General features: G+C 74.3%; 14 protein-coding genes. 9 read left to right on the forward strand and 5 right to left on the reverse strand.

Annotation, left to right across the window (positions count from 1 at the left end):
- Positions 1 to 14: 14 nt before the first annotated feature.
- Complete coding sequence (locus tag AB0M43_RS12140; RefSeq protein WP_363723750.1) at positions 15 to 500, reverse strand: hypothetical protein; 486 nt, start codon at positions 498 to 500, stop codon at positions 15 to 17.
- Positions 501 to 813: 313 nt separating this feature from the next.
- On the opposite strand from AB0M43_RS12140, the gene AB0M43_RS12145 reads away from it, so the two are divergent.
- Complete coding sequence (locus AB0M43_RS12145) at positions 814 to 1680, forward strand: SigB/SigF/SigG family RNA polymerase sigma factor (protein ID WP_363723751.1); 867 nt, start codon at positions 814 to 816, stop codon at positions 1678 to 1680.
- A gap of 372 nt (positions 1681 to 2052) precedes the next feature.
- Here the strand turns inward: AB0M43_RS12145 and AB0M43_RS12150 are convergent, their stop codons facing one another.
- Positions 2053 to 2367 (reverse strand): STAS domain-containing protein, encoded by a 315-nt coding sequence (locus AB0M43_RS12150; protein ID WP_363723753.1) that lies wholly within the window; start codon positions 2365 to 2367, stop codon positions 2053 to 2055.
- A 159-nt stretch (positions 2368 to 2526) separates the two neighbouring features.
- Here AB0M43_RS12150 and AB0M43_RS12155 point away from each other — a divergent pair, with 159 nt between their 5' ends.
- Positions 2527 to 3558 carry an asparaginase gene (locus tag AB0M43_RS12155; RefSeq protein ID WP_363723755.1) on the forward strand — a complete coding sequence of 344 codons (1032 nt, stop codon included), beginning with the start codon at positions 2527 to 2529 and terminating at the stop codon, positions 3556 to 3558.
- A 321-nt stretch (positions 3559 to 3879) separates the two neighbouring features.
- On the opposite strand, the gene AB0M43_RS12160 is transcribed toward AB0M43_RS12155, so the two are convergent.
- On the reverse strand, positions 3880 to 5052 hold the full coding sequence (locus AB0M43_RS12160) for a cytochrome P450 (RefSeq protein WP_363723757.1): 1173 nt from the start codon (positions 5050 to 5052) through the stop codon (positions 3880 to 3882).
- A gap of 165 nt (positions 5053 to 5217) precedes the next feature.
- Between AB0M43_RS12160 and AB0M43_RS12165 the strand changes: the two genes are divergently transcribed.
- The 5 genes from AB0M43_RS12165 (at position 5218) to AB0M43_RS12185 (ending at position 8535) form a co-directional block, all read left to right on the forward strand.
- Positions 5218 to 5685, forward strand: a complete 468-nt coding sequence (locus tag AB0M43_RS12165; RefSeq protein ID WP_363723759.1) for a ribonuclease domain-containing protein — start codon at positions 5218 to 5220, stop codon at positions 5683 to 5685.
- Positions 5686 to 5934: 249 nt separating this feature from the next.
- Positions 5935 to 6447 carry a hypothetical protein gene (locus AB0M43_RS12170; RefSeq protein ID WP_363723761.1) on the forward strand — a complete coding sequence of 171 codons (513 nt, stop codon included), beginning with the start codon at positions 5935 to 5937 and terminating at the stop codon, positions 6445 to 6447.
- Entirely contained in the window at positions 6444 to 7595 is a 1152-nt protein-coding gene (locus tag AB0M43_RS12175; RefSeq protein ID WP_363723763.1) for a histidine kinase, read from the forward strand. Before AB0M43_RS12170 ends, AB0M43_RS12175 begins: the two co-directional genes overlap by 4 nt.
- Complete coding sequence (locus tag AB0M43_RS12180; RefSeq protein ID WP_363723765.1) at positions 7574 to 8221, forward strand: response regulator transcription factor; 648 nt, start codon at positions 7574 to 7576, stop codon at positions 8219 to 8221. Before AB0M43_RS12175 ends, AB0M43_RS12180 begins: the two co-directional genes overlap by 22 nt.
- Before the next feature lie 77 nt (positions 8222 to 8298).
- Positions 8299 to 8535 carry a hypothetical protein gene (locus AB0M43_RS12185; RefSeq protein ID WP_363723767.1) on the forward strand — a complete coding sequence of 79 codons (237 nt, stop codon included), beginning with the start codon at positions 8299 to 8301 and terminating at the stop codon, positions 8533 to 8535.
- 89 nt (positions 8536 to 8624) lie between these two features.
- On the opposite strand, the gene AB0M43_RS12190 is transcribed toward AB0M43_RS12185, so the two are convergent.
- A complete protein-coding gene (locus AB0M43_RS12190; protein ID WP_363723769.1) occupies positions 8625 to 9044 on the reverse strand; it encodes a low affinity iron permease family protein in 420 nt (139 codons plus the stop codon).
- Positions 9045 to 9335: 291 nt separating this feature from the next.
- On the opposite strand from AB0M43_RS12190, the gene AB0M43_RS12195 reads away from it, so the two are divergent.
- Positions 9336 to 10043 (forward strand): RraA family protein, encoded by a 708-nt coding sequence (locus AB0M43_RS12195; RefSeq protein WP_363723771.1) that lies wholly within the window; start codon positions 9336 to 9338, stop codon positions 10041 to 10043.
- A gap of 157 nt (positions 10044 to 10200) precedes the next feature.
- Here the strand turns inward: AB0M43_RS12195 and AB0M43_RS12200 are convergent, their stop codons facing one another.
- A complete protein-coding gene (locus tag AB0M43_RS12200; protein ID WP_363723773.1) occupies positions 10201 to 12549 on the reverse strand; it encodes a lamin tail domain-containing protein in 2349 nt (782 codons plus the stop codon).
- Positions 12550 to 12861: 312 nt separating this feature from the next.
- Between AB0M43_RS12200 and AB0M43_RS12205 the strand changes: the two genes are divergently transcribed.
- Positions 12862 to 13332 (forward strand): OsmC family protein, encoded by a 471-nt coding sequence (locus AB0M43_RS12205; protein ID WP_363723775.1) that lies wholly within the window; start codon positions 12862 to 12864, stop codon positions 13330 to 13332.
- Positions 13333 to 13338 lie beyond the last annotated feature (6 nt).

A 13338-nucleotide genomic window follows, 5' to 3' on the forward strand; every position in this document is an offset into this window, starting at 1 on the left:
GCGCCGCGTCCCGGTCAGGCCCGGCGTGGGGGCTCGGCCGTGCCGTCCCGGTTGAACACCCCGCCGGGCTCGAACATCAACGGGGCCACCCGGTGCCCGTGTTCGGCGGCCCGCCGGAACCACCGCTCCGAGGCCGCCAGCCCGTCCCGTTCCTCGACCAGGCGCCCCATGTCCCACATCGCCTCCGCGTCACCGGCCTCGGCACCCCTGGTCAGCCAGGTCTCGGCCTCGGCGACCTCACCGGACAGCTTGTGCAGCGCGGCCGTGCCCCGGATGGCCCCCGGGTCCCCCGCCTCGGCGGCGGCCCGCATCCGGACGGCGGCCACCTCGCCGCGCCGGGCCGCCCACGCCCGCAGCCCCCACGGGCCGGGCCAGGTCAGCCAGGCGGCGAGCACGCCGAGGCCCCACAGCACCCAGCCGATCGTGGTCACGGTGTCGTTGTCGTCGAGCAGGCCGATGACCGTGAACGCGGCCGCGACCACGAAGAGCAACGCCGCCATGTGTACTCCTCGCTGAAGGGGACTCCCCAGCAGATTTTGCCCGGTACCGCCCACACCGGCACCTTGTGTGCTGTGTCACCAATCGGCATGCCCCAGGGGCTTTCCTATCCACCGTTCGGCCGATACTGTGTACTCCACGCGACGGGTTTCCGCCGGGGTCTAGACCAGGCTCCGAGCGCGCCGTCCGTTCGACGGACTCGTGCCGTTTTCTGTGGTGCTCGAGCAACGGGCCCAGCTGTGCTTCCCCCACTTCCGCGCCACGACTGTGCGCGCGCATCTGCGGTGCCCTTCACCGCTGGAGGTCTGGTCAACCATGTCTGTTCTCACGCTGCCCACCCGTACCGCCCGGCTCACCGGCGCCCCGACCCGTGGGCTCGCCCCGGTCGTGGGCCTGTTCGACGGCCGCGAGTCGCTCAACGACACCCTGCGCGCCCCGCTCGCCCGGCTGGCGACGATGCCGGCCGGTCCGGCCCGCGACCGGCTGCGCGACGACGTGATCGGGGCGGCGCTGCCGCTCGCCGGCAAGCTGGCCCGCCGGTTCGCCAACCGGGGCGAGCACCTCGACGACCTGGTCCAGGTCGGCCGGCTCGCGCTGATCAAGGCCGTGGACGGTTTCGACGCCGCCACCGGCAACGACTTCACCAGCTACGCGACGCCGACGATCGTCGGGGAGCTCAAGCGGCACTTCCGGGACAAGGGCTGGACCGTCCGGGTGCCGCGTTCCACCCAGGAGATCCACCTGCGGATCAAGCAGGCCACCGGCGACCTGACCCACACCCTGGGCCGGACGCCCACCGTGGCGGACCTCGCCGCGCACCTGGAGGTCGGCGAGTCCGACATCCGGGACGGCATGCGGTGCGCGGGCGCGTACGCCCCGAGTTCACTGGACGCGCCGGTCGACGCGGCGGGTACCGGGGGCGGGCTGGCCGACCTGCTCGGCGACGACGACCCCGGGTACGACGTCGTCGAGGCCCGTGCCGTGCTCCGTCCGCTGCTGGAGCGGCTGCCGCTGCGCGAGCGTCGGCTGCTCACCATGCGGTTCGCCGAGGAGCTGACCCAGTCGCAGATCGCCGAGCGGCTGAACGTGTCCCAGATGCACGTGTCGCGGCTGCTCACCCAGACCCTGACCCGGCTGCGGGGCTGGATGCAGGCGGACGAGTCCCGCGCGATGGCCGCGTAGCGCGCCGCACGACACCGAGTCCTGCCCCGGGCGCACCGGGGCGGGACTCGCCACGTCCGGGTGGCTGGGCGGCGCCCGAAGCCACATCCGGGTAGCTGGGCGGCGCACGCAGCCACGTCCGGGTGGCCGGGCCGCGCACGCAGCCAGGTCTGGGTGGCTGGGCCGCGCACGCAGCCACATCCGAGTGGCCGGGCCAAGCCCGAAGCCACGTCCGGGTGGCGGACCAGCGCCCGGAGCCACGCCGTGCGGACGCCAGACGGTGCGGGAAGACACCGGCAGGACGGTGCCGGGCCGCCGGAGCGCGGCGCCCGGCTGGCGCGGAGGCAGCGTCCGGGCGGCGCAGATGGTGCGAAAACTGGCCCAGCGCTGGAACTACGAGGCGTCCGTCAGGACGTCGAGAACGCCGACCGCGTCGAGGACATTACGGATGTGCCAGCGGGCCCGGCAGACCTCGTACCCGATGCGGTGTTTCTGGGCGGCCGTGCGGCCCGCGACCAGGATGCCGATCCCGCCCGAGTCCAGCATCGGGACGGCGCCGAGGTCGACGACGACGGCCGTGATCCCCGGAGTGCCGACCGCGCCGAGGATGCCGTCGCGGAGTTGGTCGTGCACGGCGAGGTCGATCTCGCCGAACACCATGAGACGGACCACTCCGCCGGTCTGTCCGTGCAGGATCCGAAACACCACGGCGGGACTCCTCCCCAGCGACGCGACTGCTCTGTCTCTTCCCCACTGCCGTGCATCACAAACCCGACCGGGTCAGCTACCACGGTACGGCCCGCGCGCCGTGCCCGCTGCCCCGCCGCACGCGCGGTTGCTTGTGCGTACATGTCCTAGGCTCGGGGCGTGACCGCGCATCCCCGCCAGCCCCGGATCGTCCTGTTCGGCCTCGGCGGCACCATCGCCATGGCCCCCGTGGCGGGCGGCGGCGTCGCCCCGGCGCTGTCCCCCTCCGACCTGGTCGCCGCCGTACCCGGCCTGGCGGAGTCGGGGATCGCCGTCGAGGTGGTGGACTTCCGCCGGCTGCCGGGCGCGTCGCTCGACTTCGCCGACGTGCACGCCCTGTCGGTCGCGGTCGACGGGGCGTTCGCCGCCGGGGCGGACGGCGTGGTGGTGGCCCAGGGCACCGACACCCTGGAGGAGACCGCGTACCTGCTCGACCTGTGGCACGCGGGCCCGCGCCCGGTCGTGGTCACCGGCGCGATGCGCAACCCGACCGCCGCCGGGCACGACGGGCCGGCGAACCTGCTCGCCGCGCTGCGGGTCGCCGCCGATCCCGGGGTAGCCGGCCTCGGCGTCCTGGTGGTGCTCGCCGACGAGATCCACCCGGCGCGCCGGGTCCGCAAGACGCACTCGACGAGCGTCGGCGCGTTCACCTCCCCCAACGGCGGGCCGCTCGGTTACCTGGTCGGCGGTCGGCCGTGCGTCCTGCACCGGCCCGAGGGCAGGTTCGTGCTCCCCAGGCCGGCGGACCCGCCGACGGCGCGGGTCGGGCTGGTCACGGTGACCCTCGGGGACCGGGGCGAGCTGCTGCACGGGGCCGAGGACCGGCTCGACGGGCTGGTCGTCGCCGGGATGGGCGTCGGGCACGTGCCGGAGCGGCTGGTGGGCCGGCTGCACGAGATCGGCGGCCGGATCCCGGTGGTGCTGGCCTCGCGGACCGGGGCCGGGCCGGTGCTCACCGACACGTACGCGTTCCCCGGGTCGGAGCGGGACCTGCTCGCCCGGGGGCTGGTGCCGGCCGGGTTCTGCGATCCGGTGCGCGCCCGGCTGCTGCTGTGCGCGGCGCTGGCGGCCGGGGCGGACCGGGCGACGGTGGCGGGGGCGTTCGCGGCCGCCGGCGGGTACACGGCGCCTGACTCGTGGCCCTGGGCCTAGAACCAGACCCTTTCATCGGGTACCGGTGCCGGCGGGCCGACACCGGGGCGGCCGTCGGGGTTCGGCTCCCCTGCCGGCCATCGGGGTTGGGCTCCCCCGCCGGCTGTCGGGGGTCGGCACCCCGCCGTGCGGCAGGCGGTCCGCACCGGTGTCGGGTGGTCCGCGCCGGTGACAGGCGGTCTGTCGCGGGTCGGGGCGCCGGCCCTCCCGGGGGCCAGCCGGCGGGCGGGGGGATGGACGCATGCGTGTCGGGGGCTCCGGAAACCGATGCGTGCCGGGTCGGATCCCTCCGTAGTCGAATGATGCTGTTGATCTGGGGTTTCAGGGGTTGAGTCGGACCGGGACGGCGGCCAGGCCCCGGACCCGGAACGTGGGCCGGTTGTGCAGCTGGTCGGCGGGCACGGCGAGGGCCACGTCCGGGAAGCGCGCGAACAGGGCCGCGAGCGCGATCTCCGCCTCCAGCCGGGCGAGCGGCGCGCCGAGGCAGTAGTGCACGCCGTGCCCGAAGCCCAGGTGGCCCTGGTCGGGGCGGCCGGGGCGCAGGACGTCCGGATCCGCGTACCGCGCGGGATCGCGGTGCGCGGCCCCCAACGACAACAGCACCGCGTCGCCGGCCGGGACCAGGGTGCCCCCGAGCACCAGGTCCTCCGTCGGGAACCGGCGCACCGCCAGCCCCACCGGGCCGTCGTGCCGGAGCAGCTCCTCGACCAGGTCGGGCGCGCCGCGCAGCGCCGGTTCGCGGATCAGGGCGACCGCGCCGGTGCCGATCAGCTGCACGGACGTCTCGTGCCCGGCGAACAGCAGCAGGAACGCCATCGACAGCAGCTCGTCCTCGGACAGCCGGCCGCCGTCGCCGTCGCGGGCCGCGATCAGGTCCGAGAGCAGGTCGTCGGCCGGCTTGCCGCGCTTCGTGGCGATCAGCAGGGTGAGGAACGCGAGCAGCTCGCCCAGCGCGGACCGGGCGTCGACCCGTTCGCCCGCCTCGGCGGCCAGCATCGTGTCGGTCCAGCCCTTGAAGTCGCCCCGGTCGTCGGGGGCCACGCCCAGCAGGTCGCCGATCACGGCCACGGGCAGCGGGGCCGCGTAGTCGGCGACCAGGTCGGCGGTCGTCCTGCGGGCCATCGCGTCGAGCAGGGCCCCGGCGGTGGCCTCGATCCCGGGGCGCAGGCCGGCGACCCGGCGCGCGGTGAACGCGCCCGCGACGAGGCGGCGGAGCCGGGCGTGGTCGGGGCCGTCGAGGTTCAGCAGGTTGGCGTCCAGGGCCGGCGGGAGCTGGAGGCCCTTCCAGCCGCCGGGGGCCGCGTGCCGCTTGTCGACGGACAGCCGGGGGTCGGCCAGGGCCGCGCGCACCTCCTCGTGCCCGACGACGAGCCAGACCCGCTGGCCGTCGGGCAGGACCGCCGGGTGCACCGGTCCGAGGGCACGCAGGCGGTCGTACACGGGGTACGGGTCGCGGACGAACGCGGCATCGAGGGCAACAGGGGCGGTCTGCACGCCGCCAGGGTACCCATCTCCGGAGCGGGTTGACGCCCGTCAGGGACCGCCGGACGGCCACCCACGGGCACCGCAGCGTTCACGTGCCGTCCGTTGCCCGCCGCGACCTGCTAAGCCACGATTTCGGCATCAGGATCCCTCGATATCACCATTCTGGAGGTTCCCATGGCGCTTTCCGTGTTGCGGCGGCTGGTTCTGGCGGCGGCGGTGGCGGCCGTCCTCGTCGGAGGACAGTCCCCGGCGACCGCCGCCCCTTCCCCGGTGTCCTCGGCCTCGACGGGCCCGGCTGCCACGGCCCCGGACCGCGCCGGGGTCAACCCCGGCGCCGTGGTCGGCTCCTGCACCATCTCCGGCTGTGCCGCCGCCCGCGACGCCTACCAGGGCTGGAAGAACCTCGACTTCCCGAAGACCCGGACGTGGTACCAGTGGACGGGCGGGAAGTGGAACTTCGCGGGCGGCCAGTTCCGCAACTCCGAGGGCCAGCTGCCGGCGGGCCACACGTTCTGGGAGTACGACGTCGTGCCCCGGAACAAGGGCGCGGCCCGCGACGCGAAGCGGATCGTGCTGGACGCCACGACCGGGGTGACCTGGTACTCCCCCGACCACTACGCGAACTTCTACCGCATCGTCTGACGCCCGGGGTCCGGCCTTCGGCTCCGCGAGTGCCGGGCGACCGGGATCCGGCCGTCGGCACAGCGGGAGCCGGGCGCCGGGATCCGGCCATCGGCACAGCGGGAGCCGGCATCGGGTTCCGGCCGTCGGCACGGCGCGCTGGGCCGGGACGCGCCCCGGGTGGAGCCCGACCCGCACCCACGGGTGGAGACCGCCGCTCCACCCCCGCGTCGATGCGCGGAGAGGGCCCGGATTCGTAGCGTCGTACCCATGACGACCTTCGTGTTCTGGACCGTGTACAGCCTGCTCGTACTGGGCCTGATCGCCTTCCTGATCCGCCGCCAGGTCCGGGAGGGCCCCTTCCGGGTCCGCCGCGCCGTGGTCCTCCCCGTGGCCATGCTCGCGGTGGGCCTGTTCGCCGACCATGACCTGTGGAACCGGCTGCGCGCCCCGGTCGCGGTCGGCATGCTGGTCCTGGGGCTGCTGGTCGCGGCCGGCACCGGCGTGGTCCGGGCCCGCACGATGGCCGTGTGGCGGACCGCGTCGGGCATCGTGACCCGGGGCGACCGCCGTACGGTGGCCTGGTGGGTCGCGTCCATCGCGCTCCGAATCGCGATCATGGTCGGCGCCGGGGCACTCGGGGCCGCGGAGGGCTTCGGGGAGGCGATGGTGTTCGCGGGGGTCACGTTCGGGGTGCAGAGCCTGGTGCTGGCCCGCCGGGCCGGGCTGCTCGGCGGCCGGCCGCTGCCCGTGACGCCCGAGCGGGACAGGGTCGCGGCGTGACCCGCCGGCTGCCGGCCTTGCTGCGCGGGTTCGGGCTCCTGCTGTTCCCCGTGTTCTGCGTCAGCATCTCCTGGCCGGACCGCTGGCCGCTGGTGCTCCTCCTGTCCACCCTCGTCCCCGGCGGACTGCTCTACGCACGGTACCGGGGCGGCGTGGCCATGTCCCGGCTGGCCTGGCGGGACCCGTCCGGCATGGCCGACCCGGACCGCGAGTGGCACGCGCTCGGCGGCCTCGCCGTCACCGTGGCGGCCGGGGACCTGCTACTGCTCGTCGACGGGCAGCTCCCCGGCTACGTGGCGTCGATGGCCGTCATGCCGTGGGCGCTGGCCCGGGTGAGCTGGCCGAAGGCCCCGGTGTTCTGCCTGGTGGCGGCGGTCCCGCTGTTCCTGATCACCCTGCGGTACGGGGGCGGCTGGGCCGCCTTCGGCCTGGCGACGGGCATGGCAGGCTCGGCGCTGATCGGGCTCCTGATGCGCGACGCCCGGCAGAAGGTCGCCGCCGCCCAGCAGCTCCTGGCCTCCGAACGCGAGGCGCGGTCGGCGACCCGGCGCGCCGAGTCCCTCGCCGAGCGCCAGCGGCTGGCCCGCGAGATCCACGACATCCTCGCCCACACCCTGACCGCGCAGGTCGTGCAGTTGGAGGGCGCGCGGATGCTGCTGCACCGGGGTTCCGACCCGGCGGAGGTGCTCCGCCGGGTCGAGCAGGCCCAGCGGCTGGCCCGCGACGGCCTGGACGAGACCCGCCGGGCGCTGGAGTCGCTGCGCGGCGACGCCCGGCCGCTGCCGGAGCTGCTGCGGGCCCTGGCGGGGTCCTCCGACGCGCTGTTCCGGGTCGTGGGCCCCGAGGCCCCGCTCGGGCCCGAGGCGGCGCTGGCGCTGGAGCGGGCCACCCGGGAGGCGCTGACCAACGCGCGGAAGCACGCGCCGGGGGCCCGGGCGTCGGTGACCCTGACCTATCGTGGGGACGCGGTCGAGGTGGAGATCCTCGACGACGGGACGGCGGCGGCCCACCCGGAGCTGGGCGGCACCGGCGGCGGCTACGGGCTGGCCGGCATGCGGGAGCGCGCCGAACTGCTCGGGGGCACGCTGGCGGCCGGGCCGCGCACGGACGGAGAGGGGTACCGGGTGTGGCTGCGGGTTCCGAACTGAGGGTCGTGGTCGCCGACGACCAGCGGGTGATCCGCGACGGGCTCGAACTCCTCCTCGGCCTGGTCGACGGGGTGACCGTGGTCGCGACGGCCGCCGACGGGCTGGCCGCGGTGGCGGCGGTCGCCGAGCACGCGCCGGACGTGGTGCTGATGGATCTGCGGATGCCCCGGTGCGACGGGGTGGAGGCGACCCGGCGGGTCCGGGCGGAGTACCCGGGGACCCAGGTGGTGGTGCTGACCACGTACGCCGACGACGCGGACATCCTGGCGGCGCTGCGGGCCGGGGCGCGCGGCTACCTGACCAAGGACGCCGGGGTCGAGGAGATCACCCGGGCGCTGCGCCGGGTCGCGGGCGGCCAGGCGGACCTGGACCCGGACGTGCAGCGGAAGTTGTTGGAGCTGATCCCGGGCGAGCACCTGCGGGCGCCCGTCGCGCACGACCTGACGGACCGGGAGGTGGAGGTGCTGCGGCTGATCGCGCAGGGGCTGTCCAACCCGGACATCGCGGGGCGGCTGTTCATCTCCGAGGCGACGGTGAAGACGCACGTGAACCACATCTTCGCCAAGCTCGAGGTGCGGGACCGGGCGCAGGCGGTGGCGTACGCGTTCCGGCAGGGCATCGTCTAGCCAGGAGTGTCGACAGGGTGCCTGAGCTGCGCTTTTTCGAGGGCGACGCGGGGCTCCGGGGCGGGCATACTGGGGGTATGAAGGGCGACCGGGTAGAGGTAGTCATCGATGCGGGTAGCGGCTCGCGGACGTACGAGGTGGTGGCGACCCGGGCCGGCCGGCGGGTCGAGGTCTCGGTGGGCCGGGGCGTGGTCGAGGTGTCCGAGGTGACCCGGGGCGGCACGACGGTGCGCACCGCCCGGTTCATGGCGAGCCGGATCCTGGCGTTGGTGGAGCATCCGGCGCAGCGGGTCGCGGAGCCGGACGACGCGTAGCGGCGCGGGTGTCGGCGCCGGACCACGCCCGGCGACGCGGCTGTCGGCGCCGGACCATGCCCGGCGGCGCGGGTCCCGGTGCCGAGCGGCTAGCCGGTGCTCTCGCGGTCCTCCAGCCCCACGGACTCGCGGAGTTCGAGCATGTCGTGCCGGAGCTGGGGCGTGTCGGTGTGCTCGGCCTGCGCGGCCATCAGGTCGGCGAGCCCGTCGGCGATGGCGTTGAGTTTGTCCTGCACGGCGCGGTCGTTGCGGCTCTGGGTGTTCTGCAGGAGCGCGACCATGAGGAACGTGACGATCGTGGTGGCCGTGTTGATGATCAGCTGCCAGGTGTCGAGGTTGCCGATCACGAAGTAGGACGGGGCCCAGACCAGGACGAGGAGCACGCACAGGGCGAAGAACCAGGCCTTGGAGGCGAAACGGGCGGCCGCGTCGGCGAAGTGGTCGAACACCCCGACCTTCCGGGTGACGTCCGACGGCATGTGGGCGTGCGGCCCGGGTGCGCTGCTCATGCCGCCTCCCTACCCGGCGGGGCCGGCCGGCAAACGAAGGCCGTCACTACCTGAAGCCTTTTCACGATCTTCCCTTTGACGGTACTGCGACCCCAGCCACCACAAAGGAGCTGGCATGCGTGCTGGCATGGCGGACCCGGCGGTCGGGCACCGGGGTTCGCGCACCGACCCTCCGGCGACGCGCCGGCACCAACGGTGGCTCGGAGGCTTCGCGATCGGCGTCGTGCGGGTGGCATCATCGGCAGTGGCCGCCCCGGTGGCCCCCTGCGGCCCGGACCCGAGAGGACGAGCATGGACCACGAGGAACTTCGGCACCGGTTCGCGGCGCTGACCACCGCGCACCTGGCGGACGCCTGCATCCGCGCGCAGGTCCCGGTGCGGTGCGCCCCGGCCGGCACCCGCGCGGTGGTACCCGGCACCCGGGTCGCCGGCCGGGTCGCCCCCGCGCGGCATGTCGGCAGCGTCGACGTGTTCCTGGAGGCGTTCGAGGAGGCCGCGCCCGGCGACGTGCTCGTCGTCGACAACGGCGGCCGGGTCGACGAGAGCTGCGTCGGCGACCTGGTGGCCCTGGAGGCGCAGGCCGCCAGCCTGACCGGCATCGTGATCTGGGGCCTGCACCGCGACACCGCCGACATCCGCGCGATCGGCCTGCCCGTCTTCAGCGCCGGAACCCTGTCCACCGGTCCGCAGCGCCTCGACCCGCAGCCGAAGGACGCCCTGGAGTCCGCCACGGTGGGCGACTGGACCGTGGGACGCGCGGACCTGGTGCTCGGCGACGAGGACGGGGTGCTGTTCGTGCCCGCCGACCGGGCCGGGGAACTCTTCACCCTCGCCGAGGGCATCCGCGACACCGAGCACCGGCAGGCCGACCGGATCCGGGGCGGGGAGTCGCTACGCTCCCAGGTCAGATTCGACGGGTACCTGGCCCGCCGCCGCACCGAACCGACCCTGACGTTCCGCGAGCACCTGCGCTCGGTCGGCGGCGCAATCGAGGAGTAGCGCGGACCGTCCCGGCGCCGGTGGGGCCTTCGCGCCGCCGCCGCACCGCCGGGTCGCCGCACAGCCCGACCCGGGGCGCGTGCGGCCGGGGCGCGGCTCACCTCGTACCCATGGAAAGGGGCCGCACCGAAACGGTGCGGCCCCTTCTCGTGGGGTGTTACGGCTGCGGGGTCGCGAGCCGGATCACCTGCGGGTCGTGGTCGGACGCCTGGTCCGCGAACTCGCTGTTGATGTGCACGATGTCGTAGTCCTCGCCGGCCAGGTACAGCGGCCGGGACACCAGGATGTGGTCGAGGACCTGCGAGTTGCCGTCGAACACGTAGGTGTAGCTCTGCCGCGCGGTCACCTTCTGCGGCAGGTCCACGAGGAACCCGTCGCCGACCAGGATGTTCGTGGTCTGGGAGAACGCGAAGTCGTTGATGTCGCCGAGGACGACGACGTTGGCCTTGGCGTCGATGGCGCGCACGCTGTCGACGAACGCCCGCACCGCCGTGGCCTGGCCGTGCCGCTGGGTCTCCGAGGAGCGGGTCGGCGGCTGGAACCGGCCGAACAGCGGCTGGTCGCCGCCCTTCGAGTTGAAGTGGTTGGCCACCACGAAGTACGTGCGGCCCCGGTAGGCGAACTCGCCCGCGAGGGGCTTGCGGGAGGCGTTCCACACGGTGTTCGCCGGGTCGATCCGGCCCGGGGACATGGTCAGCGCCGCGCCGCCCGCCGCGCCGGCGGTCACGCCGACCGGGGTGGTCGCGTCGCCGCCCGGCCGGTCCACGAAGGACAGGCCCTTGTCGGTGCGGAACAGGAACCCGGTGCGGATGTTGCCGCCGGGCTGGCCGCCGTCGGCGTTGTTCACCGGGTCGATGGACCGGTAGCTGTACGTCGGGCCGCCGGCCGCCGTGACGGCCGCGATCAGCTTCTGCCAGGTCAGGCTCGCCGAGACGGTGCCGTCGCTGGTCGCGCCGGAGTTGTCCTGGATCTCCTCGATGGCCAGGATGTCCGGGGCGGCCAGGTTGACCACGATGCCCTGCGCCAGCCGGTCGAACTTGGCCTGCGGGTCGCCCGGGGCCAGGTTCTCCACGTTGTACGTCGCGATGGCCAGCTCGTCGGCGGTCGCCGCGCGGGTCACCTCGCGCTGCAGGTCACCGGGGATCACCACGGGGGTGGCGGTGACGAGGAGCTTGAAGTTGCCGAACGAGTAGTCCAGCACGCCGTCGACGTTGCCCTTGAGCGTGTCGCACACGTTCACGGCCGGTACCGGGGCGAGCAGGTCGTCGATGATGACCCGGTCGGTGTTCGGGCTGGCGTACGAGTCGTACCGCACGCCGTTGCGCTCGGTGCGCGGGTCGTCGGAGCCGACCGCCTCGACCGCGATCTCGCCGTTGGAGGTCGTCGGGCCTACGGCCTTCGGGTTGACCAGCCGCAGCCGCATGCCCTCCAGGGCCTCGTAGAAGTCGAGCGCGTTGGCGGCCGGGTCGAACGTCGCCGAGGTCTCGACGTCGCCCGGGTTGTCGGCGCGCATCGCGGTCGGGGCGAGGATGCCGCCCCGGCCGATCAGCACCGGCTCGGGCAGGGCCACGCCCTGGGCCGTGACCGTGATCTTCGGGCTGGTCAGCTCGGTGGTGCTGAGGTTCGTGGCCGTGTTGCCGGGCCGGAACTCGGTGACCTTGCCGGTCACGTCGACCGCGTCGCCCACCACGACGGAGGGGGCGGTGCTGGTGAAGACGAAGATGCCCTCACTGGTGGCCGGGTCGGCGTCGGGGGCGGTGTCCTGGATCCAGAACCCGTTGGCCGCCACGGCGGTGACGACCCCGGCGGTGACGACGACCTTGCCGGCCAGCGCGGACTTGTGGGTCCGGCCCTGGATGTCGTGCACCCGGGCGGCCGTGGGGTCCGGGATCGGCGGGATGCCGCCGCTGCCCGGGGTGGGCGCGCCGACCACGAAGTCGGTGCCGTTGTTGTCGGTGTCCGCGCCCTGCCGCAGCGCGGCGGTCGTGTTGGACAGGGCACCCGTGGCGCCCGCGCCCTCGAAGTCGTTGGCGGTGCCGTAGCCGACGTAGTCGCGCACGCCGGCCGCCGCGTGGCAGACCGAACCGCAGGCCAGCGCCGTACCGTTGGTCACCAGGGCGACCTTGCCGGCGGTCGCGCTCATCGCGATGGTGCCGGTCGCGTTCGGGGTCGGCAGCGGGGTGGTGCCGCCCGCGCCCTGCGCCTCGGCGACCAGGTAGCTCGCGCCCGGGGCGATGGTGCCGGTCAGCGGGGTCCGCGCCCAGGTCGTGCCGGCCGCCGAGGCGTACTGCACGCTCCAGCCGTCGACGCTCACGGGGGCGGTGCCCCGGTTGGTCAGCTCGATGTAGTCGGTCGTGTAGGTGGCGCCGGAGTTGCCGCCGCCGCCGTACACCTGACTGATCACGACGTCCGGCGACACGGCGAGGGCCGGTTCGGCGGACAGGACCGTGGCGGCGATCGCGGTGGCGGCCGCGCCGGCCAGAATGCGGCCATAGGAAATAGTCACCGGCACTGTCTACCAAACTACAAGTCCTCCGTCACCTCGCAGTAGGTGACGGAGAAACGACTGTGCGGTGGCCAATCAGGACTTCGGCGTGAACTTTGTCCATCTTGTTGGGACATATGCGCGCCAAGGAACGGGCCGGACGGGGGCTTGACGGACTCGCCGGTAACCATGGGAATGTCGCCCCGCGGCGGACCGCCGGGCGCGCCGCGCCAGAGGTCGGGCCCGGCACCGTGGCCCTCCCGGCGCCCGGGCCTCCGGGCCGCTCCGGAGCGGCGCCTGGACCCTCCTGGGCCCGCACCGGAGAATCGGGGCATGGCAGCGACCCACACCTACGACGTGACCGTCACCTGGAGCGGCGACCGGGGCACCGGCACCAGCGGCTACCGGGCCTACGACCGGGCCCACGAGGTCGACGCGCCCGGCCGGGACCGGATCGCCGGCAGCTCCGACCCGGCGTTCCGGGGCGACCCTGCCCGGTGGAATCCGGAACAGCTGCTGGTCGCGTCCCTGTCGCAGTGCCACCTGCTGTGGTACCTGCACGTGTGCGCCTCGGCGGGCGTGGTCGTCACCGGCTACACCGACGACGCGGTGGGCACGATGGCGGAGACGGCGGACGGCGGCGGCCACTTCACCGAGGTGCTCCTGCGCCCCCGGGTGACGGTCGCCGAGCCCGGCATGGTCGAGGCGGCGGTCGCCCTGCACGCCGACGCGCACGCGAAGTGCTTCATCGCCAACTCGGTGAACTTCCCCGTCCACCACGCCCCGACGGTCACAACCCCCTGAACCCAC

The sequence above is a fragment of the Longispora sp. NPDC051575 genome (genome assembly GCF_040681875.1).
GTDB lineage: Bacteria > Actinomycetota > Actinomycetes > Mycobacteriales > Micromonosporaceae > Longispora.